A 22,613-nucleotide genomic window follows, 5' to 3' on the forward strand; every position below is an offset into this window, starting at 1 on the left:
TCCCGTGGCCATACTCTGGCGGTGGGCCTCAACCCGTTGCGACAGACACATCGCACAAAGTAGGCGCGGAAGGCGGCCCGGCAACGACCAGGGGGAGGGCGACGAGTCGTGACAGAGCTGTACTCGGGGCCGGCGGGGGGCTCCGGTGTTCGCACGCGTGTGCCCCGGTCCTCACCTTCACGGTCACAGTCGCCGATCTCGTCACGGATGCCGCTGACGTGGGGCGAGGATGGGTACGGACGACGTGGGCAACTCCCTGCGCCCGGGCCCGGGCAGGGGCGGACCTGAACTGCACCAGCCCGCCCGCCGACCGGTAGCGACCGGACCGAACAGCAGACCACGACAGAAGCAGCGAGGTGATCGATGGGGCCCGCGGGACCCACGGGACCGGTGATGAGCCGGGAGGAGGCCGACCGTGCACTGGAACGGCTCACCGCCGAACACGAGGCGGTCGAGTCGTCGTTGCTGGCGCTGCAGGACCACGCGGGCCGCCGCCTTCTCGAGGGGGCACAGCTCACCGGCACGACCGCCGGGCGCTGGGCGCAGGCCGAGGAGGCCGTCACCCGGCTGTGGAACGTCTTCGAGTACTACAGCGGCGCGCTCACGAAGGCACAGGAGATCCGCGAGCGCCGCCGCTGGCCCAGCCGCGAGGACCTCGCCGAACTGACGCAACTGCTGCGCGGATCCCACACACTTCCCGGCAGCGTCGTGGGCGGCGCGGCCGGCTCCGGCGGGGGCGGAGGCCCGCGGCTGGCGGAGGAGGTGACCCTCAGCACGCTGGTCGAGTGGATGAACAGCTGGTATGCGCAGGCACTCGACGTGGTCGCGGCGGCCGACTCGGTCTGGTCGGCACTCCCCGCCCGCATAGACATGCTCGCCGCCGAACTGCGCCGCGTGCGCTCCCTCGCGCACTCCGTCGGCGTACGCCCGGGGGAGCACCCCTCGGGCGACGACCTGGAGCGTACGACGGAGGAACTCACCGCGCTGCGTGCCGAAGTGGTCTCCGACCCGCTCGCCTTCTGGACACGGGCGGGCGGCAGCAGCGCACCCGGCGGCGGCAGGCCGGACACGTCCCGCTACGACCGCGCGGCGCGCGAACTCGAGGACATCCGGCGGGAGATCGACGCCGTCCTCAACGTCCGCCAGGACTCCGAACAGCGGCTGATGCGTCTGCGCGACGTCCTCTCACGCGCCGACCGCACCCTGGCCGAGGCCCGCGAGGCGCGCGGCGAGGTGCTGGCCAAGATCGCGGCCTCCGAGGTCCCCGCGGTGAGCGGCCCCGCCACCGCCCTGCAGGAGGAGCTCACTGCCGCCGCCGAGTACAGGCGCCACTCCCAGTGGCACCGGCTCTCACCCCTGCTGGAGAGTCTGGAGCAGCGCGCGGAGGACGAGTTGGACCGCGCACGCGCCCAACTCGCGGCCGTTACCGCACCGTTGGCTGTACGTGCGGAACTGCGAGGGCGTCTGGATGCGTACAAGGCGAAAGTGGCACAGCAGGGCATGGGGGAGGACCGGATGCTGATCGAGCGTTACGACGTGGCACGGCGAATGCTGTGGAGCGCGCCGTGCGATCTGCGGGCGGCCGAGGACGCGGTGCTTCGCTATCAGTACGCGGCGCAGGACGTTCTCACGGCGCGGCAGGGCGAAAGCGCCGGGCCCGCGCGGGCGGAAGGGGTGACGGACTCGTGACCGGAGTCCGGGGAACAGGCACGCCCCTGCCGCGACGACTCATGTGCCGCAGACGTGTCCGGCTCGCGCAGTCCGGCACCGAGAGGATCGAACCGGCGGAACGGGCGTGCCCCTTCCGCCCCAGGACGTGGGTGTGACCATGCTTGATCAACTGTCCGCGTGTCCGAGCTGCTCCCAGCCGCTGGCGGCGGGGGACCGCTTCTGCGGAGTGTGCGGCGCCGATCTGGCGGCGGCGCATCCGGGATACGGGACCGGAGGAGTCCCCGGCGGCGTGCAGCCGGCCGCTCCCGGCGGCTGGGACGGGTTCACGCCCCCGGGAGCGCCCGGGCGGCACGGCGAACCGGACTTCACGCTGGCGCCCGCGGAGAATCCGGCCCCGGGTGCGCGTCCCGGATACGCGGGACGCGGCGTACGGGCGCGGCTGGATGTGCAGGGACCGCCCGTTCCGGGCCCGGAGGCCGGCGGCCCGTCCGTCCAGGGCCCGCCGATGCCGCCGCCGGTCGCACCGGGGGTGCCCGAGTCGTCGACGCACGAGCACCCGCCGCCCGGGACACCTGACGGCCCGATGGTGCCGCCCCCACCGCCGCCGCCCGTGACACCGCCCCCGCCGGCCGCACCGCCCGTGACGCCGCCCCCGCTGTCGGCGCCGCCCGCGTCGGCGGCGCCCGATCCGCGCGCCGCCGACCCGCGGCTCACCCGGGACGATTCGCCGCACGACGGGCCTCCGCCGCATCCCACGGACCCCGTGGGGACGCCCGTGGCCTCCGGGGCGCGCTGCGTCGCCTGCGGCACCGGAGCCGTGGACGGCGACGGCTACTGCGACCACTGCGGTCACAAACAGCCGCGTGAACGCGACCACATGGAGGGCGCGTTGCCGTCCGTGGCGGCCGCCAGCGACCGGGGGCTGCGCCACCACCGCAACGAGGACTTCTTCTCGCTGCACGAGGCGGTGAGCCCGTCGGGCGCTCCGGTGACCATCGCCGTGGTCTGCGACGGAGTCTCCTCGGCCACGCGGCCCGACGACGCCTCCGCTGCAGCGGCCGTCACCGCCGGTGCGTCGATCTGCGAATCCCTGCCGCAGGGCACACCCGCACCGCAGGCCATGCACGACGCCCTCATCGCGGCCTCCGAGGCGGTCACGGCCCTGGCCGCCGAGGGCCCCAACGAGCCCTCCAAGAACGCACCGGCCTGCACGATCGTGGGCGCCGTGACCACCGAGGGCATCCTGACCGTCGGCTGGATCGGGGACAGCCGCGCCTACTGGGTGCCCGAGGCGCACGGCGCACCGCCCGCACGTCTCACCGAGGACGACTCGTGGGCGGCGCAGATGGTCGCGGCGGGTCTGATGACCGAGGACGAGGCCTACGCGGACCCACGCGCGCACGCCATCACGGGATGGCTCGGCGCGGACGCCTACGAGGTCGAACCGCACACCGCCTCGTACAAGCCGGAAGGCGCCGGCGTCGTGATCGTCTGCACCGACGGGCTCTGGAACTACGCCGAGTCCGCGGAGCAGATGGCGGCGGCCGTTCCCGCCGACAGCCACGCACGTCCCTTGCAGGCCGCGCAACGTCTCGTCGGGTTCGCGCTCGACGGCGGCGGACACGACAACGCGACCGTGGCCGTCATCCCGTTCCCGGGCCCGTCGGAGGGAGCAGGACCGGTCTGACGCAGCAGGCGGCCACCGAAGGGCTCCGACCGACTTCACGCACGGCAGGCACGGACACCGAGGGCGGGAGAGGGGGGGCTTCCGCCGTACGCCGGTGAGGTATCCCTGCCGCGCGCCGCCTCCGGGCGCCTCGTCCCGTGCCGCCCCACGACAACTCACTCTCGCCACGGTGGGGGCACCCCCGGCCGAAGGCTGGGGGAAGGAGCGGAACCATGACCGATTTCGCCGGGCAGCGCACGCCGCGGTTCTCCGTCGACGTCTACCAGAACGAGTACCTGCCCGAGGGCGGGCAAGAGGTCAACGCGATCATCACCGTCACCGCGGGGGCCGGGGACCAGGCGCGGGGCACGCCCCTGCCGGCCGACGCCGTCCGTGGCGACGGCGAGGTCGTGATCATGATCGACTGCTCCGGCTCGATGGAGTATCCGGGCTCGAAGCGTCGCAACGCGCGTGACGCCACCGCCGCCGCGATAGACACGCTCCACGACGGTGTCTCCTTCGCGGTCGTCGCCGGACGGCACACCGCCGAGGAGGTCTACCCCGGAGGAGGCAGGCTGGCCGTCGCCGGTCCGGAGACCCGAGCGGGCGCGCGGAGCGCCCTGCGCGAGCTCCGCGCGGAAGGCGGAACCGCCATCGGCACCTGGCTCCGGCTCGCGGACAAGCTCTTCTCCACGCACGACGGCCCCGTACGGCACGCGATCCTCCTCACCGACGGGCGGAACGAGCACGAGGACCCGGAGAGCCTGAAGGCCGTACTCGACGCCTGCGCAGGCCGGTTCACCTGCGACGCGCGCGGTGTCGGCACCGACTGGGAGGTGGAGGAGGTCACGGGGATCGCCTCCGCGCTCCTCGGGTCCGCCGACATCGTCGCTCACCCGGAGAACCTGGCCGCGGACTTCACCGACATGATGGCGAAGGCGATGCGCAAAGAAGTCGCGGACGTTGCGCTGCGGTTGTGGACTCCTCAGGGCTCGAAGATCAAGTTCATCAAGCAGGTCGCACCCACCGTCGAGGATCTGACGGCCCGCCGCACCGACGCCGGGCAGCACTCCGGTGACTATCCGACCGGCTCGTGGGGCGAGGAGTCCCGCGACTACCACGTGTGCGTCGAGGTGCCGGCGGCCGAGGTGGGGCAGGAGATGCTGGCCGCCCGCGCCGCGCTGACGCTCCCCGCACAGGACGGCGGACTTCCGCGGACCCTGGCACAGGGCCTGATCCGGGCCGTGTGGACGGACGACCTGGTGGCGACGACCAGCATCGACGCTCAGGTCGCGCACTACACGGGCCAGGCCGAGCTCGCCGAGGCGATCAAGGACGGCCTGGAGCGGCGCAAGGCAGGGGACGAAGCAGGCGCAACCGTACAACTGGGGCGGGCGGTGCAGCTGGCCGACGCTTCCGGCAACGCAGATACTTCGAAGCTGCTTTCGAAGGTGGTGGACGTCATCGATGCCGCGAACGGTACTGTTCGGCTGAAGGCGAAGGTTGCCGACGCCGACGAGATGACGCTGCAGACGCGGTCCACGAAGACGGTCCGTGTGAAGAGGTGACAGAGCCCGCGAGGGCCGTACCGCAGGTACGGAAGCCAGAGCACAAGGGGGAGGCATTCACCATGCCGACTTGCCCGAACGGACACCAGTCGGCGGCCGACGACTGGTGCGAGGTATGCGGTCACCGCATGGCCGAATCGACATCCGCACCCGCCGGTGCGGTACCGCCGTCACCCTCGCCGCCGGTACCGGGAGGCGGTTACGGCTACCCCGGCCCGTCGGCCGCGCCGGGCGGGCAGAGTGCGCCCGGCGGCGGACCGGTCCCTCCAGGCCCCCCGCCTCAGGGTTACGGCTACCCCGGTCCCCAGACCGGCGGACCCGGCGGACCCGGCGGCCCGGCTCCCGGTGGCCCCGCTCCGGCCGGTCCCGGCGGTCCTGCTCCCCAGGCCCAGAGTGAGACGTGCCCGCAGTGCGGCAAGCCCCGTGAGGGGCAGGCACCCTTCTGTGACAACTGCCGCTACAACTTCCTGACGAACTCGCCGATGACGTACGTCCCGGCCGACCAGTCGCCGCAGCCGAACGCCTTCTCGCGTCCGGGCGTCCAGAACGACCCCGGTCCGCAGGGGCAGCCCGGCCCGCCTCCGCATCCGCCGGGGGCGCTGGGCCAGCAGGGACCTCCTCAGCAGCCGCCCGGGGCGCTGGGCCAGCAGGGTCCGCCTCCGCCTCCGCCGTTCCCGGGTGCTCCGTCACAGGGACAGCAGCAGCAGTACGACTTCGACGGCTCGAACCGTCCCTCCGAGGTCAACCGGCCCGCGGAGCCGCTGACTCCGGACCAGCCTCCGCAGGGGTTCGGCGGATATCCGGGCCAGGGCCAGGGGCAGGGTCCCGGCCCCGGTGGTCCCGGTCCGGGCGGTCCCGGTCCGGGCGGTCCCGGCCCCGGCGGTCCGGGCCAGAGTCAGGGACAGGGCGCGCCCATGGCGCCGCCCGCGCCCGGTGGCCCGCAGCAGCCCTCGCCGCCGAGCGGCGACTGGGCGATCTCGCCTCCCGTCGCCCCGCCGCAGGAGCAGCAGCCGCCCGGTCCGCCGCCCTTCCAGGGCCCGGGCCAGGGTCAGGACTTCGGTCAGGGTCAGCCGCCCGGCCCGCCGCCCTTCCAGGGCCAGGACCACGGTCAGGGCCAGCCGCCCGGCCCGCCGCAGCAGCACCAGTTCCAGCAGCAGCCCGGAGCGGGCCTGCACGACCAGGGCCAGCAGATGCAGCCGCCCGGGCCGTCCGGTTCGTGGGTGGCCGTCATCGCGCCCGACCGCGAGTACTTCGCGGCGATGCTGGACCGCAGCGGCCCCGAGGCGTCGAACCTGAACCTGCCCGCGTACTCACCCGAGCAGCAACTCCCGCTCAGCGGCAACCAGATCACCATCGGCCGCCGGCGTCACTCCACCGGTGAGGCGCCCGACATCGATCTGGCCCGTACGCCGGAGGACCCGGGTGTCTCGCACCAGCACGCCGTGCTGGTCCAGCAGCCCGACGGCAGCTGGTCGGTGGTCGATCAGGACTCGACGAACGGCACCACCATCAACGGCGCCGAGGATCCGATCCAGCCGTTCGTCCCGGTGCCCCTCAAGAGCGGCGACCGTGTCCACGTCGGGGCGTGGACGACGATCACGCTTCACCTCACCTGACGGGCACGTCCCGGGCCTGTTCGTCTTGCCCCCGTCCCGCCCGTCCGCGGCGGGACGGGGGCGTGTCTCGGGCCTGGCCTGCCTGTTCCGGTGCGGGCGTTCACTCGTACTGGCTCCGCAGGCGGGCGTGCGCCTGCGGTGGTGCGCCGATCTCGTCGAGGCCGAGGAGCGCCGACCCCAGGACCGGCGGTGCCGTGACCACCTGAGGCGTCGCCTGCGGTGCGCGCCTTGCCAGTTCGTGTGTGAGGTGGTCGTGCAGCAGCGGGTGGCGGGCCGCCGCGACGCTGCCACCGAGGAAGACCGGCGTCGCGGTCTCGAGCAGCCCGAGGCGCGTCAGGCTGACCTCGATCATCGAGACGAGCTCGTCCGCCTGCCGCTCGACGAGCGCGCGGGCGACCGCGTCGCCGGCGGAGGCCGTCTCGAAGAGGATCGGGGTGATCTCGTGCATGCGCCTACGGGGCAGATCGCCCAGGTGCAGGGCCTCGATCAGCGCGTGCATCGAGGTCAGCCCGTAGTGCCAGGGCAGTTCCCGCGCGAGGCGCGTGGCCTCGCCGCGTCCGTCCTCCGCGCGCGCCGCGAACCAGACGGCCTCGGCCGCGAGTCCACCGCCACCGCCGAAGTCGCCCGAGAGCCGGCCCAGGGCGAGGAAGCGGTGGGTGGCGCCCTCGCCGTCCTGGCCCGCGCAGTTGACGCCCGCGCCGCAGACGACCGCCACCCCGTGCCGGACGGAACCGTCGTCCGGCAGCCCGGCCCGCAGGATGGCGAAGGTGTCGTTGGCGACGTACGTGCTGCGGCCCCAGCCCCGTTCCGTCAGGGCCGCCGTCAACTCGTTCTCCTCGCGCGGCAGATCGGCGTTGGCCAGGCATGCCGAGACATGCGCGACCGGCTGCCCGGCCGCGGCGCCCGCCTCGGCGAGGGCTGTGCCGACCGGCACCCCGAGGGCGTCCACCGCGGCCTTCACACCCATGGCCTGCGGATGGAAGCCGCCGCCGCGCCCCCTGCCCAGCACGGCGCCGCCGACATCGACCACCGCCACGTCGGTCTTGGTGTTGCCCGCGTCGATCGCGAGGCAGGCCGAGGTGCTCAGGCCCACGCCAGGTACTCCCGGTTGTGGGCGAGAAGCCGGTCGGTCAGGGCCTCGGCGCGGTCGTACTGCCCGATCAGCGGGTGCGCCAGCAGCGCCTTGAAGACCCGCTCGCGTCCGCCGTGCAGTGCCGCGTCCAGCGCCAGGTCCTCGTACGCGGTGACGTGCGAGATCAGTCCGGCCTGTACCGGGCCGACGGCCGGCGCGGACAGCGGTACGGCGCCTTCGCGGCCGACCCGGGCGGGCACCTCGACCACCGCGTCGTCGCGCAGGAAGGGCAGCGTGCCCTCGTTGCGCACGTTGACGACCTGCACGCTCGAACCCGGGCTCCCGTCCCCTTGCTGCCCGCCGGAGGTGCCCAGCAGGGCCGCGGCCAGCGCGACCGCCGCCTCCGAGTAGAAGGCCCCGCCGCGCTTGCCGAGCAGGTCGGGCTTCCGGGTCAGCGCGGGATCGCCGTACATCTTCAGCAGCTCCCGCTCCATTTCGGCGACTTCCTCGGCGCGCGAGGGCTTCGTACGCAGCTCCTCGACGGTCTCGTCGTGCGCGTAGAAGTAGCGCAGGTAGTACGACGGGAAGACGCCGAGCGTGTCCAGCACGCGGCGCGGCATCCTCAGTTGCAGCGCGAAGGCGTCGGCGTGCTCGTCGAGCAGCCGCGGGAGGACGTCCGTGCCGTCGGGGCCGCCGATCCGAACGCCCAGTTCCCACGTGAGGTGGTTGAGCCCGTAGTGGTCGAGGTGGACCTCCTCGGGGGCCACCCCCAGCAGTCCGGCGAACTTGCGCTGGAGATTGATCGCCATGTTGCACAGCCCGAGCGCCTTGTGACCGGCCTGGAGCAGGGCGCGGGTGACGATGCCCACGGGATTGGTGAAGTCGATGATCCAGGCGTCAGGGCTGGTGCGCCGCACCCGTTCGGCGATGTCGAGCACGACGGGCACGGTGCGCAGGGCCTTGGCGAGTCCGCCCGCGCCTGTCGTCTCCTGCCCGACGCATCCGCACTCCAGCGGCCATGTCTCGTCCTTGTGCCGTGCCGCCTGGCCTCCGACGCGCAGCTGGAGCAGCACGGCGTCGGCACCGGCAGTCCCCAGGTCGACATCGGATGTGGCGGTAACCGTCGCCGGGTGGTCCTGCGCGGCGAAGATCCGGCGGGCCAGGCCGGCCACCAGCTCCAGCCGGTCCGCCGCCGGATCGATGAGCACCAGCTCGCGGACGGGGAGCGTGTCGCGCAACCGCGCGAATCCGTCGATGAGTTCGGGCGTGTAGGTGGAGCCGCCGCCGACCACTGCGATTCTCATGTCGTCCTGCAGTCCCTTCAGCTTCAGCGTGAGGTGTCGAACACTTCGTCACGGGTCGCGGCCAGCGCGCTCTCCAACGCCCCGTGCAGCACGGGTTCGCCGGTGACCGTGCCGAGCCTCAACGCCGGCCTGGGCACGGCGAGTTCGGCCAGTTCGTCCTGTACGAGCCGCCGCAGCCGTTCCCCGCCTGCGGCGAGCACGCCCCCGGCCAGGACGATCAGCTGCGGATCGAGGACCGCGACCATCGACGCGAGCCCTACAGCGGTTCCCGTGGCGAGGCGGCGCAGCAGTTCGGCGTGCGGGCCGCTCCCGTCGTCTCCCTCGTCCGCTGGGCCGTCCACGGCCGACGCGGCGCTCGCGACCAGAGCGGCGGCGTTCGCGTGCAGGGAGCCGTCCGGGTCGTGGGGCAGGCCCAGCTCGCGTGCCCAGCGCAGCACGGCGCCGGCGCCCGCGAGTTCCTGGAAGCCGCCGCTGTTGTACCGCGCCGGGTCGCGTACGAGAGGCGTGCCGGGCACCGGGAGGAAACCGACCTCGCCCGCGCCGCCGGTCCGGCCGCGGTGCAGCCGGCCGCCGATGACGAGCGCGGCACCGATGCCCTCCTCGTTCCACAGCAGGACGAAGTCGTCGTGCCCTCCGCCCGCACCCAGCCGTTGCTCCGCGACGGCGACGAGATTGACGTCGTTCTCGTACCCGAGGGGCATCGGCAGCGCGGCGGCCATCTCCTCCAGCAGCGTGGGGGAGTGCCAGCCCGGCAGATGCGAGGCGTAGCGCAGCCGCCCGGTGCCGGGGTCGAAGGCGCCGGGTGTGCCGATGACGGCGCGGCGCAGGCCGGAGGTGTCGACACCGGCGGCCGCGGCGGCTCCCTCGACGGCCCGCAGGACGAGCTCGGGCGGTGCGGGTCTCGGACCGTCCTGTGGCCGGGCGGGGGTGGGCAGTTCGCAGGTGCCGGTGACGCGGCCGGTGATGTCGGCGACGCCGGCGAGGACACGGGCCGTGGTGACGTCCACCCCTGCGACGTGGGCCGCTTCGCCGTTGACGGCGTACAGCTGGGCGTTGGGACCGGGGCGGCCCTCGCTCCTGCCGGTGACGACGACGAGGCCCGCCGCCTCCAGCCGGGCCAGCAGTTGTGAGGCCGTCGGCTTGGACAGCCCGGTCAGCTCTCCGATGCGCCCGCGGGAGAGGGGGCCCTCGGCGAGCAGCAGATCGAGGGCGGCCCGGTCGTTCATCGCGCGCAGTACCCGCGGGGTCCCCGGCCTCGTACCGGCCATCTGTGCTCTGCCTCCGGCCTCGGGCCGCCACTGTTAGGAAGCCTTCCAATTTCCGGACCGTAGAGCCCCGGGCCACGTCACGTCAATGGAACGCCCGGCACGGTGCTGGCGGGAGGCCGTGGCCGGTGGCAGGCCGACTGCTACTTGCGGGCCTTCTGAAGCGGCACGCTCGCGCCGCCGGAGCGGTCACGGCCCGCGGTGCCGTCGCCGCTCTTCCCGGCGGCCGCGCCGCCGCCCGTGCCGGTGCCGCTCTCGGCCTGGGGGCCCGTCTCCGCGGCCTCGGCCGGCTCGACCGAGCGCAGCTCCTGACCGGTGCTCTTGATGCCCCTGCGGTCCAGCGCCTGCTTGATGCGCCAGCGCAGCTCGCGCTCCACACTGAGCGCCTTGCCCGGCATGGTCTTCGCCGTGACCCGTACGACCATTTCCTCGAGCGTCACGGAATCCAGGCCCAGCACCTCGACCGGCTCCCACAGCAGCTCGTCCCAGGGTTCGCTCCGGCCCAGCTCCTCGCCGACGTCGACGATCGCGTCCCGCACCTCGTCGAGGTTCTCGCCCGGGGCCACGCGCACGTCCACGGCGGCGGTCGCCCATCCCTGGCTGAGGTTGCCGACGCGCTTGATCTCGCCGTTGCGGATGTACCAGATCTCACCGTTGTCGCCGCGCAGCTGCGTCACCCGCAGGCCGATCTCCAGGACCGTGCCGGAGATCTCACCGACGTCGACGCGGTCGCCCACGCCGTACTGGTCCTCCAGCAGCATGAAGATCCCCGCCAGCAGGTCCGTGACGACGTCGCGGGCACCGAAGCCGAGCGCGACGCCGGCGACACCGGCGCTGGCCAGCAGCGGAGCCAGGTTGATGCCGAGATCGGACAGGACCATCAGCAGCGCGGTGCCGATGATCACGAAGGAGGCGATGCTCCGCAGCACCGAACCGATGGCCTGGGAGCGCTGCCTGCGCCGCTCGCCGCTGACCAGCAGCCCGCGCAGCGCGTTGGCGCTGTCGGCGGCCTCGGCGCGGCGGTTCACGCGCTTGATCAGCCGGCTGATGGCACGGCGTATCACGTGCCGCAGCAGGATCGCGATGACCGCGATGAGCAGAATGCGCAGCCCGGCAGCCACCCACTCCGACCAGTTCTGCTCGATCCATCCCGCCGCCTCGGACGCCGAGTCGTGCGCGTCGTCGAGAGAGGGGGTGCCCTGACCGTCCCCCGTCCCGGCCCCCGCACGGTGGGTCCCCGCGAGGGCGGACGGGGTAGCAGCGCCGATCAGCCAGAACACAGCAGATCCTTCCGAGCGAGGAGCCATGACCAACCCAGCGCCGGAGGCCCGCCGATGCGGGTTCCGGGCGCGGCAACCACACTAACGGCGCACGGCCTTCACAAGTGGCGGCGGCCGCGTCCGGGGGGCACCATCCGGCCGCGGCGGGACCGGTTCGAGGCATGGTTCGCGACGTCTTGACTGCTCGGAAGCGGGGCAGAAGTTCAAGGGGGAGTCAGGGGGTGTGGTTGAAAACACTCTCAGGGCGTTACCCGGTCGTGGTGGCGGAATGACCAGGGCGCGGGCCACACTGAGAGCAGATCGTCCCGGCGCGAGCCACGCGCCGCAGACGTACAAGGAGGCACCGTGCCGCATGTCCTGGTCCTCAACGCGTCGTACGAGCCGCTCGGTGTCGTACCGCTACGTCGCGCCCTCATCCTCGTGCTCAACGACAAGGCCATCAGCATCGAGGAGTCGGGCGCCCTGATGCACAGCGCGACCCGCGTCATACCCGCCCCGAGCGTCGTCCGGCTGAAGCGCTTCGTGCGGGTTCCCTTTCGGGGCACTGTTCCGCTGACCCGCCGGGCGCTCTTCGCCCGCGACGGCGGCCGGTGCGCGTACTGCGGTGGTATCGCAACCAGCGTCGACCACGTCATTCCGCGCAGCCGCGGCGGACAGCACACCTGGGAGAACGTTGTGGCGGCCTGCCGCCGCTGCAACCACGTCAAAGCCGACCGGCACGTCGCCGAGATCGGCTGGCGGTTGCGCCATCAACCCGCGCCGCCGTCGGGCCTCGCCTGGCGGATCATCGGCACGGGACACCGAGACCCGCGCTGGATGCCGTACCTACAGCCATACGGCGCGGATGACGCCCTCGCCCGGATCGAAGGCAGAGCTACTGCCTGAGACCGGGCTTCGTTGTTCTCACGGCCGGGAAACGCCGCCGTGGGGCCGAGGCGGGCCGGCCGCAGCCGTGCCCGCCCGTCGCCGTGCCTGCCTTGTCCGGCGTCGCCGCGCCCGTCGTGGTGTCCGCCGGAGCCCCGGGGTCAGCGGTCCCGTGCGGGCCCTCCGAGCACCGCGTACGCCTGGAGCGCCCAGAGCGAGTATCCGAACCTCGTCGCCCGCTCGTCCCCTTGGACGCGGACGTAGCGGGTGTCGCCGGGAGCGTCCATGCGGACCGTCTCCCTGCCGCCCATGCCCTCCCGTACGGTCGCCGCGTCCCGCCACCGCTTCCCGTCCGGGGAGACCTGCACGCGGTAGCGCTTCGCGTAGGCGTCCTGCCAGTGCAGCACCAGCTCGCCCAGCCGCACGGGGCGGCGCAGCTTCAGCTGCACCCACTCGCCGTCCTTCGCCGGGGAGGACCAGCGGGTGTCCTTGCGGCCGTCGTTGACGGCCGACGCCGGGAACTCACCCGTCTCGTCTCCGGACGAGGATGCCTCCGCGTCCCGCGCCAGGTCGGGACCGCCGGCTCGCGGGAAGGCGCGCACGGTCAGCGTCCGGTTCTCGTCCCCGAAGGAGAGCCGGATGCGGTGCTTGCCCGGCTCCACCGACGAGTCGGCCTCGATCTCGACGGGGACCTTCGCCGTCCCGCCGCGCGGTACGACGGTCCGTTCCGGGGTGCGCACCGTGAAGCCCCGAGGCGCCTCGGCGGTGATCCTTCCGTGCAGGTCGGACGGCCGGTGCCCGTGGAGTTCCGCGGTCAGCTCGGCCTTGCCGCCTCCGATGGAGGCGTCGATGTCGTCCTTCGACAGCGACAGCGAGGCGTCCGGCTGGTCCGCGTACCACGGGGTGATCTCGTGCACGACCGGCTCGTCCGAGCCGGGGGACCAGGCGAGGCGCAGCGCGTCGGCCCGCAGGCCGCGTGCGTCGCGCTGCGTCCAGCCGCTCCCCGAGAGCGGGCCGAGGCGCCGCCAGCCCTCGCCCGGCACGTGTGCCTCGACGCGTGCACGCGTCCCCGAGCCGGGACCCGTCTGCACGGTGACGGCCTCCAGGGGGCGGCGCTCGGGCAGCCGGACGGTGAGCGCGGGGGTGCCGGGACCGCTTTCGCCGGGACCTCGTCCTGGGCCCCCGGACGGGCCGCCGCCCGGGGCGCCCCGCTGGGTCAGGCCGCCGGGCAGCGATGCTCCGGGCAGGGCGTCGCGCGGGGCGAACCAGCCGGTCGCCGGGGCCGCTTCGGCGCGGTACGCGGTGTCCGGGTCACCGTCGACGGCGGCTTCGGCCGGGGAGTCGGGACGAGCGGTGGGGCCGCCCTGAGCCGTCGCCCTGTGGCGGCCCGAGGGAGCGTGGTCGGCGCCCGTCCAGCTGTCGGAGGCCTTCAGCGCGCGCTTCACGAAGTCGGACAGCACGCCCTTCCCGACCGTCGCGGACGCCTCGGCGCCCTTCCGGCCGTCCGGGTCCTTCGCGTGCAGACGCTCGGCAGCCAGCCGCGCGTCCCAGGCGCTGCCGCCGTCGCCGCGCGACTGCGCAGTGAGCATCCGTACGGCGTGCTCGCCCGCTTCGCCGTGGCGCGCCAACTCATCGAGCCACGGGCGCACTTCACGCGCGAGAGAGCCCGGGACGTGCTCGCGGGCGGTGCGCATCGCACGGAACTCGCCGCGCAGCCGGTCCGCCGAACGCCGCAGCTGCTTCATGGAGGCGTCGTCCTCCGGGTCGGCCGCGTCGTAGGCGTTCCAGAAGTCCTCGAGCATCGGCCGGAGATACGCCGACTCCTTGCCGCCGAGTAGCGATGACGCGTCGTTGCCCGCGAGTGCGCCCACGGCTTCGCGCGACCGTACGGAGCTGCCCGCGACTTCTGAGATCGCTGCCTGCCAGGACTCCTCAGGGCTGTAACTCTTAGGATTCCAGGCGTAGTCGGCGGCGGTGAACAGCGGGATGCGCGAAGCGGTCGGCTGCTTCATGGCGTTGGACAGCACGGCCGCGGAGCGGGCGGCGACGGCCGGCTCGCGGCCGCGGTAGGGGCCGAGGAAGATCCGGTCCTGCGCGTAGTCGTTGACGGGGTAGTTGTCCATCGTGACCAGCGGATGCTGGTGGAACGCCGAGCGCGCGGCGGTCAGTTCGCCCCCGGTGATGGTGCGCGGCACCACGCCGACGCCCGTCCAGGCGACCTCCACACCCGGGTTCAGGGTCTTCGACAGCTCGGTGCGGTAGTCGGTGTCGCCGTCCTGGTAGAACTCCGTCGGCATGACGGAGAGCGGCTCGGCGTCCGGGTGGCGTGCGGAGAGATGGCGGGCGACGTCGCCGGCCAGCTCGGCATGGGCACGCGCCGCGGCCTTCGGACCGGTGCCGTAGGCCTGCGCGTCCTCGTCGCAGTGCCATTCGCTGTAGCTGACGTCCTCGAAGCGGAGCTGGAACGCCTCGAAGCCGAGGGCCCGCATCGAGTCCAGCTTGCGCAGCAGCGCGCGGCGGTCGGCGGGGGAGGAGAAGCACATGCCCTGGCCGGGCGCCACGGCCCAGCCGAGCTTCACATGATTGCGGCGGGCCCGTTCGGCCAGCGCGCGGAACTCCCCACGCTGCGCGGCCGGATAGGGGTCACGCCAGTGGGAGGACTGCCGGTACGGGTCGTCGGTCGAGGCGTAGAGATAGCGGTTCTGCTTCGTGCGGCCGAGGAAGTCCAGCTGTTCCAGGCGCTCCTGATGCGTCCAGGAACCGCCGTAGAAGCCCTCGGTGATGCCGCGCACGGGCGCGGTGGGCCAGTCCCTGACCGTCACGCCCGCGAAGCCCCGGCTGCCGTCCTCCTCGGAGACGAGTTGGCGCAGAGTCTGCGCGGCGTGGAACAGGCCGTCGGCGTCGGCTCCTTCGAGCGCGACGGTGTCGCGCGAGTCCGTCCGGCCGACGGCGAGCCGGTAGCCCCCTCGCGGGAGATCGCCTCGTGGTGGTGCGTGCAGCGCTCGCAGGGCCGTGGCGGCCGAGGCCGCGTCCGCACGTACGACCAGGCCGTTGCGGTGGGGCAGCGGCTGCCCGGGCCGCACCTCGGCGATGTCGCGTGCGCCGGCCCGGCGCAGGGCGGCTCTTAACGTCTCGAGGGCGGGCGCGTCGGTGTCCTCGTCCGCGACGAGCGTCACATCTCTGCCCACGGGCACGAACGAGCCCTGCTCCCGCATGGACTGGGGGCGGGGCCACACCGGCGGTACGGAGGATCCCCTTGCCTTGGTCCCGTCGCGTTCCTGGTCGGCGGCGCCCGCCGAGTGTTCCCCCGGGCCCGGTAGCGGAGCTGCCTGCGCAGTGGGCACTCCGCCGAGAAGCCCGCCGATGACGGCCGCGGTGAGCGCAGTTGCTCCCGCCCGCCTGCGTGCTCTGTCCCCCTGGGCCGCTGCGCCCACGACGTCCTCCAGTCCTCCCCGTGCCGAACGGCCGGCGGTTTCCGCGACGTTGTCGTGCCGCTGTGCCGCCGCGCTGCCCGTACGGCCTTCGCCGGCCGTACGTCGTTCAGATCGCTCACATCGGTCACATTGTTCACCAGAGCTGAACACCCGGCGCGCGGGCCACACTTAGCGGGGCGAGCCCATCACCGTCCCGTCGAGCGTGTCAACGCGCACCGAAACGCGTGCGGTTCGCGAACGGCAGGCGACCGTCCGCTTCCACCAAGGCTCGACGCGGCGCGACGCCGTACCGGTTCCGGACGCGGACGAGGGCTCGCCCTGGTCGGCCGCTGGATCCGCCACGCTGCGCTGCGGAACCGTGACGGTGAGCCACGCCCGGACAGCACGCTCCACATACGGCCGCACACTCATGGTGACGGAATGTGACGCGCCTCTCCCCGTTCCTGCGGTACGGAAGGTGAGAAGTGCCGCAATCACGGCGCCAGGTGGTGACCTTGGGTGAGTGGCCTGTAAAATTTTGTGCGCAATGGCCTGGAACCCTGTCGACCGTTCGCCCCCCGAGGCCCCCAACAGGCAAATCGCCTGTCGGCCCGGAAGTGACCTAGGACACGTTCGCCCTTTGATTACGTCTGCGTCCGGCTCGACTGGGTAGGGCACCCCACCTGACCATCCGACGTCAACGAACGGAGCCCCGCCGTGGCCGCGTCCGCTGAACTTCTCGCAGTTCTCACGCCGCTCCCGAAACAGGTGATCTCGAAACACGGGGTCCTCTCCAAACAGGGGCACGAGCCGGTAGACCTGTCCGGTGTCTCCCACCCCGACTCCGGACTTGACGGCTCGTGCTCATGCGAGTGCTTCGAGGCACCTCTCACCTCCGAACCGCCCCTCGCCGACGTGGCCCCCCTCACTTCCGAGCCGCCCCTCGCCGAGCTGCCGCTGACCAGCGAGCCGACGGGCAACGGCTTCAGCGCGGACAGCACCGAGATCTGATCCGGCCCGCCGACCCCGGACTCTCCCGAGGGCCCGCCGCACCTGCGTGGCAGGGCGCCCCCGGGAGACCCGGAGGCGCGGCGCCCCGAGCGGTCCGCTATGTTGACGGTGTGAGCGACAACGTCAATTCGAAGGTCAACAAGAGCGTTCTGCGGGCCGGCACGATTGCCGCCGCCTCGGCGCTGATGCTGCTGGTCTCTTCCCCCGCATTCGCGGTCGCCCCCGACGACGGGGACGACCCCGGCCCCGGGCTGAGCGTCGTCGAGACCCTCGGCCTGTACGTCGCCCTCCCCATCGGGATCTTCCTCGTGATCTCCGCCCTGGTGATGCTGGGCGGCAGGAGCGGCAAGCAGCAGCACTGACTCACCGGCCCCCGGGTGGCATTCCCCCGGGGTCTCTTGTGCTTCTCCGGGATCGCGCGGCCTCTCGTGTTCCCCCGGAGTGCCGTCGCGCCTTCTTCCGCCCGCACTGTCGTCCGGGCCTTTCGAACTCCTTTGTTCCGTACGGCAGCTGGCCGCCGTATGCGCTGAACAGGGCCCCGTGTGGCCGGCCTGCTCGACACTCGAACGTGCGTACTTTAGGGCAGAGTTGTCCGGCTTTGTCGACGAGCTCGTAACAGAGGTTGGAAGGCGGGTCGGGGCTGGGAATCGCCCGGACATGACGCACAACATCCCGCTCTCCCCTCGCCCTCTCAGCCACCTCACCGACGCCCCGCAGCACCGCGTGCTGACCGCCGGCGCTCTGCGCGAGCACGGCATCACCGCGGCGGTCGCCGGTGAGCGCTGCCGCCCCGGCGGCCCCTGGCAGTTGCTGCTCCCGGGCGTCTACCTGCTGCACCCCGGCCCTCCGACCAGTGACGAGCGGCTGCACGCCGCACTGCTGTACGCGGGCGGCGAGTGCTCGCCGATCCCCGCCCAGCAAGGGAGCTCCGGCCGTACGGCGTGCCCGGCGCCCACCGGTCCGGCCCTGTCCTCCGTCGTGCCGTCGGGTCTCTCCGCAGCCGGGCACTGCCCGCCTCCGCACCCGCCGAAGGCGATGATCACCGGCCTCGCCGCGCTCACCCTGCACGGATTCGCCGGCTCGCCCTCGCTGCGCGCCCTCGACCGCATCGACGTGCTCGTGCCGCGCACGACACGGCTGCGCTCCACGGGATGCGTCCACATCGTGCGCGGCCAGAGCCTGCCGGATCCCGAAGAGGTCACCGGGCTGCCCGTGGCGCCCGTGGCGCGCGCTCTCGCCGACACGGTCGGGCAGTTGACGGACGCCGGAGTGGTGCGGCGGCTCCTGGTGGAGTCCGTGCGCGGGGGTCACTGCGAAGCGGGCGCCGTGGTCGGGGAGTTGCTCAGGGCGCGGCTGCTCGGGCGGCCCCATGTGCGGGACGCCGTCGACGTCGTGGTGGCGGAGAGCCGCGCGCTCGCCGAGGGCATGCTCTACGAGATGGTCTTCCGGCACCGGCTCCCCGACCCCTGCTGGAACGTCGACCTCCGCCTGCCCGGCGGTCCGCACCTGGGCGGAGTGGACGCCTACTGGCCCGAACAGGCCGTGGCCCTGGAACTGGACACCCGGGCACCCCGCCCGCATCTCGACCAGGACGCACAGTGGTCGGAGTACGCGCGCAAGCGGGAGGCGCTGGAGGGGCTCGGCATCACCGTGGTCCATCTCACGCCGGGGAAGCTCCGCGAATCGCTGCAACAGCAGGCCGCGATCGTACGTACGGCCCTGATGACCGCCGTCGAACGGGAGCCCGCCGAGTATCTGATCGTGACGCCGCGCTGACGGGGTCCGTGCGGCGGGAGGGGAACGGTCAGCCGCAGTACTCCGCCTCGACCAGGTCGGCGGTGCCGGCCGACCAGTCGGCGTTGACGTTGAACGCGGCCGCGTGCGAGCCGTCCGCCGTGGTGACGGCCGTGGAGTGCGAGCCCTGGATGGTGCCCTCGTGACCCCACAGGGTGGTCCCGCAGGGGAGGCGGTGCCTGGTGAGGCCGAGCCCGTAGCGGTCGCCGCCGTCGGCGGGGACGGTGGACTTCATCTGCGCCAGCTGCCGGGCGGGCAGCACGTCACCGCCGAGGAGCGCCCGCATGAAGCGCACCAGATCGCGGGTGGAGGAGACCATCTCGCCCGACGCGCCCGCGAGTGACGGATCGAGAGCGGTGACGTCGTGCACGGCGCCGGCCCCTGAACCCGTCAGGGAGAGCCTGGAGTACGCGCGCCCGTGCGGTTCCGGGATGCCCGTGGAGGTGCCCGGCAGTGAGGTGTCGCGAAGCTTCAGCGGCCGGATGATCCTGCGCTCGATCTCATCGGCGTACGAATGCCCCGTCACCTTCGCGATGACCATGCCCGCGAGGACGTAATTGGTGTTGGAGTAGCCCCAGTCGGTGCCCGGCTCGAAGTCGCGCCGGTGCGCCATGGCCGTACGGACGAGCGACGCGGGCTCGTGGGAGTCGTACCTGTGGGTCGCGAAGCGTGGGCCGAAGTAGTCGCGCTGCATGCCCGGATCGGCCGTGAAGTCGTACAGACCGCTGGTGTGGCCGAGGAGTTGGCGCACCGTGACCGTGTGGCCGTCCTGCCCGCCGCCGCGCAGCGTGCCCGGCAGCCAGTGCTCGACTGGCGCGTCCAGATCGACCTTGTCCTCCGCCTCCAGCTGAAGCATGACGGTGGCGATGAAGGGCTTTGTCAGGCTGCCGATGCGGAACTTGTCCTGCGGCATCGGCGGCCGGTCCGTCGCACGGTCCGCGACGCCGGACGTGCCGTGCCAGACGCCGCCGCCGTCCTGGGCCTGCCCCAACACGCCCGGCACATCGTCCTGTTGGACCATCGTGTCCATAGCGTCCTGCGTGGCGCCGTGCCCCTGGTCGGCCGCCGCCGATGACGCCACGGGGAGAGCCGCCAGGGCGGCGGCCACCATGGCGACGACGGTGGAACGCACGGACATGCGCCGACTCTAGTGATCGGTACGTGTGGTGCGCCATACGGCGAGAACGACAAGTACACAGCCCGCGTACTGGGTTGGAGTAGGACGTTCGGTGAGGAATCCGACCCCGAAGAGAAGGGCGAGAATCGGCTGGAGGAGCAGCAGTGTGGCGCCCTTGTCCGGGGAGAGCCGCGGCAGCGCGGGATTGATGAGCAGCCAGGCCAGCACCTGTCCGAGGAACGCCATCGGTATCAGCCAGCCCCACGCCGCCCAGCCGGGGTTCAGGTCCACGCCCGTCCACAGCGAGCCGAGTGCGCCCGCGGCGACGGCAGCCGCGAACGTCGCCACGCAGACGGGTGTCACGGTGTGCGGACCGCCCGCCCCGCGAGAGGTCCGGTCGGACCCGGCCGTGCCGCGGATCTCGTCCGGGCTTGCGGCGGACGGCAGTTGGGAGCTGCCGCCCGGGCTGCCGTCCCCGCCGAGCCGGATCAGGAAGAGGTAGCCGGCGAAGGCCACGCCCGCGACGGTGCCGAAGAGGACCCCGGAGAAGGGATCGCTGCCCGGCTCCGCCTGCCCGATCGCCCCGCCGGCCAGCGCCAGCCCGATCAGCAGTACCGACGCGGTCAGCCAGAACCGCCGCGCGAGCCGCACACCGGTCAGGAAGCGCGCCAGCAGCGGGAAGACGACGAGCTGGATGTTGAGCAGCAGTGTCGCGATGGACGCGCCCAGGTCGTGGATGCTCTGCACCCAGCACACGTAGTCGAGGCCGAGCAGCGTGCCGGCGGCGAGATCCATGGCGAGGAGGCGTGGACGGCGGGGCCCGACGCGGCGGTACTCCACGAACGCCATCGGCGCCAGCACCACGAGCGCGAGAGCGCACCGCAGGAAGGCGGCGGTGCCGGCGTTCACCTCGGAGAGCTTGATGAACATGCCCGAGGACGACGTGCAGGCCGCCCCTGCCACGACCATGAGCGCGGGGCCCGGCCTCCATGTGCGCCGCGATTGCCTCCCCCGTTCTGCCGGCCGCCCCGTCGCTCCGGCCTTCTCCGTGCTCGCCATGCCCGCCACTGTGCTCCACGGGCGGCCGAAGCGACAGTCAGGGTCCCGTTCTCCGCCGCGGCTACGGCTTGCGCAGCAGCAGTTCCGTGTTGCGGTCGTCGGGATCACCGGCCAGCTCGGTGCGCGCCCCGGGCGAGTTGAGCGCCAGCTCGCGGTAGAGCGAGGCCAGACCGGTCTGTGAGAGGTCGTGGAAGTCGGTGCGGGCCGGGGCCGCCGACTCGATCAGCGTGGTGAACAACGACAGCGTCCCGTCACCGTTGTCGGCAAGCTCCAGCGTCCGTGCCATCTGCGGGAAGTCGATGTGGGAGGCGGTGGATATCTCCCAGAACGTACGCCGCGATCTGATCCGGTTCTTGTGACTGTGGCCGTTGACCCAGGCCAGGACGTGCGGATTGCTGTGCAGCAGCGACATGAGCCTGTCGCCGCCGTTCGGGATGGTGGTGCTGGTGTGGTGGCTGAAGATCAGCACGTAGGTGCCCTTGGAGCGCTCCTCACGCAACCGCCGTTCCAGCCAGTCCAGTTGGTCATCGCCGACCTCGCCCTCGTAGCCGCCGTCGCGCCGCGTCGTGTCCAGGCTGATGCCCGTCACGCCCTCGGCGACCCGGAAGGTGTAGTAGAGGCGGTCCTCGGCGAGGTTGGCCTCGGTGTAGCCGTGTCCGACGGGCCCGGCACCCGCGTAGCGGCGACGCATGTGTGCGCGCACCCAGTCCTTCCTGGAGAAGGGTGCGCGGCCGAGGTCCGGGGTGACGCGGCGCATCTTCCGGGAGTCCATCCGTGAGCGCAGCGCCTCCTGGAACTGCTCGCCCTTCGGGTCGCCGCCGTCCTCCACCGTCTTCCACAGCCGGGCCGCCTCCGCCTTGCTGTCCAGCTCCATCAGCTTCCTGCCGCCGACGGAGAAGTCCGCGAAGAACGTGCTGCCCGCGAAGCAGCCGCCCGGCAGGGCATCGTGATTGCCCGAGGTGGAGTACCAGGGCAGCGCCAGGCCGGGGCTGTTCACCTCGCGGATCGCCGCCCGCAGATAGCCGTCGATGCGGGGGAAGCCCAACGCCTTGTCGTCGTCGCGGAGTTCGTCCTCGGGGTGCCAGTACAGTTTCAGCCCGCTGTCGTGCACGCCCTCGTACCGGTCGACGTCGCCGGTGTTGGGGGTGATGCGTCCGCCCGTCATCGCTGTGAGAAACCAGTCGAGTTCGGCGCGGCAGTTGTTGTCGGTGTTGTCACCGGTGGTCACGACGAAGGACAGCGGCTCGCCGGTGGCGGGGCCGCCCTTCAGGGCGTTGACGCGTTCGATCATGGAGACGGCGCCCGCGACCGAGAGCGCCTCCTGGGGCCGCCAGGCGCTGGTGGTCTCGGCGCGCAGGAACTCGTAGCGCAGCGGGTGCTGCACATCGACCAGATGCAGGTCCGTGAACTGGACGAACGCGGCCAGCGTGCGCCGCTTGTCCGTCCGCCCCGCGCGTGCTTCGGCGAGGTCGGTGCGCACGAGCCGCTTCCAGCCCGGGCCGTCGCCGAGCCGGCGGTAGCCGTCCCCGTCGCCGCGTGGCGTGGAGACGCTCTCGAGAGTCGTGCCCTTGGGCGACGGCTCCACGGCCTTGTCACGGGCGACGGGTGCGTGTGCGCGTGCGCGGGCTGCGCGTGAACGGGCCATGGCCCCGGGTGAGGGTGTCGTCGCCGGCGACGGAGGGCCGGCGCTGGCGGCACCGCCGAAGACCGATCCGGCTCCCAGAGCGGTGGCCGCTCCGGCGCCGATTGCGAGGAGGGTGCGGCGGTCGGGCAGATGTGTCTGCTTCCGGCTGCTGCGGTCCATGCGGGCTGCCTCTCCTGATGAGGGACGCGAAGCGGAACGCCTGCCGTGCCGTGCCGCTCGTGTGGACCGGCCGGAACGACCTGCTCACCAGGGATGTTTGGCATCCGGA

The 22,613-nt window shown here is 72.6% G+C and carries 16 protein-coding genes; 8 read left to right on the forward strand and 8 right to left on the reverse strand.

Features of this window, described 5'->3' with window-relative positions; translation table 11 throughout:
- Nucleotides 1-393 precede the first annotated feature (393 nt).
- The 4 genes from G4Z16_RS23200 (at nucleotide 394) to G4Z16_RS23215 (ending at nucleotide 6,521) form a co-directional block, all read left to right on the forward strand.
- Nucleotides 394-1,689, forward strand: a complete 1,296-nt coding sequence (locus G4Z16_RS23200; protein ID WP_425508108.1) for a hypothetical protein — start codon at nucleotides 394-396, stop codon at nucleotides 1,687-1,689.
- A 139-nt stretch (nucleotides 1,690-1,828) separates the two neighbouring features.
- On the forward strand, nucleotides 1,829-3,358 hold the full coding sequence (locus G4Z16_RS23205) for a PP2C family protein-serine/threonine phosphatase (protein ID WP_197354850.1): 1,530 nt from the start codon (nucleotides 1,829-1,831) through the stop codon (nucleotides 3,356-3,358).
- A 212-nt stretch (nucleotides 3,359-3,570) separates the two neighbouring features.
- A complete protein-coding gene (locus tag G4Z16_RS23210) occupies nucleotides 3,571-4,905 on the forward strand; it encodes a vWA domain-containing protein (RefSeq protein ID WP_197352611.1) in 1,335 nt (444 codons plus the stop codon).
- A 482-nt stretch (nucleotides 4,906-5,387) separates the two neighbouring features.
- Nucleotides 5,388-6,521, forward strand: a complete 1,134-nt coding sequence (locus G4Z16_RS23215) for an FHA domain-containing protein (protein ID WP_343070891.1) — start codon at nucleotides 5,388-5,390, stop codon at nucleotides 6,519-6,521.
- A 100-nt stretch (nucleotides 6,522-6,621) separates the two neighbouring features.
- Here the strand turns inward: G4Z16_RS23215 and G4Z16_RS23220 are convergent, their stop codons facing one another.
- The 4 genes from G4Z16_RS23220 to G4Z16_RS23235 all read right to left on the reverse strand — a co-directional run bounded on the left by G4Z16_RS23220 (nucleotide 6,622) and on the right by G4Z16_RS23235 (nucleotide 11,442).
- Nucleotides 6,622-7,614, reverse strand: a complete 993-nt coding sequence (locus G4Z16_RS23220; protein ID WP_197352613.1) for an N-acetylglucosamine kinase — start codon at nucleotides 7,612-7,614, stop codon at nucleotides 6,622-6,624.
- Nucleotides 7,605-8,897 (reverse strand): 6-phospho-beta-glucosidase, encoded by a 1,293-nt coding sequence (locus G4Z16_RS23225; protein WP_197352614.1) that lies wholly within the window; start codon nucleotides 8,895-8,897, stop codon nucleotides 7,605-7,607. Before G4Z16_RS23225 ends, G4Z16_RS23220 begins: the two co-directional genes overlap by 10 nt.
- A gap of 23 nt (nucleotides 8,898-8,920) precedes the next feature.
- Nucleotides 8,921-10,165, reverse strand: coding sequence for an ROK family transcriptional regulator (locus G4Z16_RS23230; protein WP_197352615.1), 1,245 nt, complete (start codon nucleotides 10,163-10,165; stop codon nucleotides 8,921-8,923).
- 140 nt (nucleotides 10,166-10,305) lie between these two features.
- Nucleotides 10,306-11,442: a mechanosensitive ion channel family protein gene (locus tag G4Z16_RS23235; protein WP_246531012.1), complete on the reverse strand. Its 1,137-nt coding sequence runs from the start codon at nucleotides 11,440-11,442 to the stop codon at nucleotides 10,306-10,308.
- A gap of 345 nt (nucleotides 11,443-11,787) precedes the next feature.
- Between G4Z16_RS23235 and G4Z16_RS23240 the strand changes: the two genes are divergently transcribed.
- A complete protein-coding gene (locus G4Z16_RS23240) occupies nucleotides 11,788-12,327 on the forward strand; it encodes an HNH endonuclease (RefSeq protein WP_028435157.1) in 540 nt (179 codons plus the stop codon).
- 140 nt (nucleotides 12,328-12,467) lie between these two features.
- Here the strand turns inward: G4Z16_RS23240 and G4Z16_RS23245 are convergent, their stop codons facing one another.
- Nucleotides 12,468-15,740, reverse strand: a complete 3,273-nt coding sequence (locus G4Z16_RS23245) for a glycoside hydrolase family 84 protein (protein ID WP_197352617.1) — start codon at nucleotides 15,738-15,740, stop codon at nucleotides 12,468-12,470.
- 696 nt (nucleotides 15,741-16,436) lie between these two features.
- Here G4Z16_RS23245 and G4Z16_RS23250 point away from each other — a divergent pair.
- The 3 genes from G4Z16_RS23250 (at nucleotide 16,437) to G4Z16_RS23260 (ending at nucleotide 18,506) form a co-directional block, all read left to right on the forward strand.
- Entirely contained in the window at nucleotides 16,437-16,730 is a 294-nt protein-coding gene (locus G4Z16_RS23250; protein WP_028435155.1) for a hypothetical protein, read from the forward strand.
- Between the two features lie 110 nt (nucleotides 16,731-16,840).
- A complete protein-coding gene (locus G4Z16_RS23255; protein WP_197352618.1) occupies nucleotides 16,841-17,092 on the forward strand; it encodes a hypothetical protein in 252 nt (83 codons plus the stop codon).
- Nucleotides 17,093-17,387: 295 nt separating this feature from the next.
- Nucleotides 17,388-18,506: a hypothetical protein gene (locus G4Z16_RS23260; protein WP_197352619.1), complete on the forward strand. Its 1,119-nt coding sequence runs from the start codon at nucleotides 17,388-17,390 to the stop codon at nucleotides 18,504-18,506.
- 28 nt (nucleotides 18,507-18,534) lie between these two features.
- On the opposite strand, the gene G4Z16_RS23265 is transcribed toward G4Z16_RS23260, so the two are convergent.
- From G4Z16_RS23265 to G4Z16_RS23275, 3 genes are all read right to left on the reverse strand, one after another.
- A complete protein-coding gene (locus G4Z16_RS23265; protein ID WP_197352620.1) occupies nucleotides 18,535-19,662 on the reverse strand; it encodes a serine hydrolase domain-containing protein in 1,128 nt (375 codons plus the stop codon).
- Between the two features lie 9 nt (nucleotides 19,663-19,671).
- Nucleotides 19,672-20,700 (reverse strand): DMT family transporter, encoded by a 1,029-nt coding sequence (locus G4Z16_RS23270; RefSeq protein ID WP_246531013.1) that lies wholly within the window; start codon nucleotides 20,698-20,700, stop codon nucleotides 19,672-19,674.
- 61 nt (nucleotides 20,701-20,761) lie between these two features.
- On the reverse strand, nucleotides 20,762-22,504 hold the full coding sequence (locus G4Z16_RS23275) for a TIGR03767 family metallophosphoesterase (RefSeq protein WP_197352621.1): 1,743 nt from the start codon (nucleotides 22,502-22,504) through the stop codon (nucleotides 20,762-20,764).
- Between the last annotated feature and the right edge of the window lie 109 nt (nucleotides 22,505-22,613).

Origin of the sequence: Streptomyces bathyalis, assembly GCF_015910445.1 — a bacterium.
Taxonomy (GTDB): Bacteria; Actinomycetota; Actinomycetes; order Streptomycetales; family Streptomycetaceae; genus Streptomyces; species Streptomyces bathyalis.

Bases quoted from the DNA above. Each gene is read 5' to 3' on its own strand.
- G4Z16_RS23200 (WP_425508108.1), top strand. From the start codon at position 394: ATGAGCCGGGAGGAGGCCGACCGTGCACTGGAACGGCTCACCGCCGAA.
- G4Z16_RS23205 (WP_197354850.1), top strand. From the start codon at position 1,829: ATGCTTGATCAACTGTCCGCGTGTCCGAGCTGCTCCCAGCCGCTGGCG.
- G4Z16_RS23210 (WP_197352611.1), top strand. From the start codon at position 3,571: ATGACCGATTTCGCCGGGCAGCGCACGCCGCGGTTCTCCGTCGACGTC.
- G4Z16_RS23215 (WP_343070891.1), top strand. From the start codon at position 5,388: ATGACGTACGTCCCGGCCGACCAGTCGCCGCAGCCGAACGCCTTCTCG.
- G4Z16_RS23225 (WP_197352614.1), bottom strand. From the start codon at position 8,897: ATGAGAATCGCAGTGGTCGGCGGCGGCTCCACCTACACGCCCGAACTC.
- G4Z16_RS23230 (WP_197352615.1), bottom strand. From the start codon at position 10,165: ATGGCCGGTACGAGGCCGGGGACCCCGCGGGTACTGCGCGCGATGAAC.
- G4Z16_RS23260 (WP_197352619.1), top strand. From the start codon at position 17,388: ATGACGCACAACATCCCGCTCTCCCCTCGCCCTCTCAGCCACCTCACC.
- G4Z16_RS23265 (WP_197352620.1), bottom strand. From the start codon at position 19,662: ATGTCCGTGCGTTCCACCGTCGTCGCCATGGTGGCCGCCGCCCTGGCG.
- G4Z16_RS23270 (WP_246531013.1), bottom strand. From the start codon at position 20,700: ATGGCGAGCACGGAGAAGGCCGGAGCGACGGGGCGGCCGGCAGAACGG.
- G4Z16_RS23275 (WP_197352621.1), bottom strand. From the start codon at position 22,504: ATGGACCGCAGCAGCCGGAAGCAGACACATCTGCCCGACCGCCGCACC.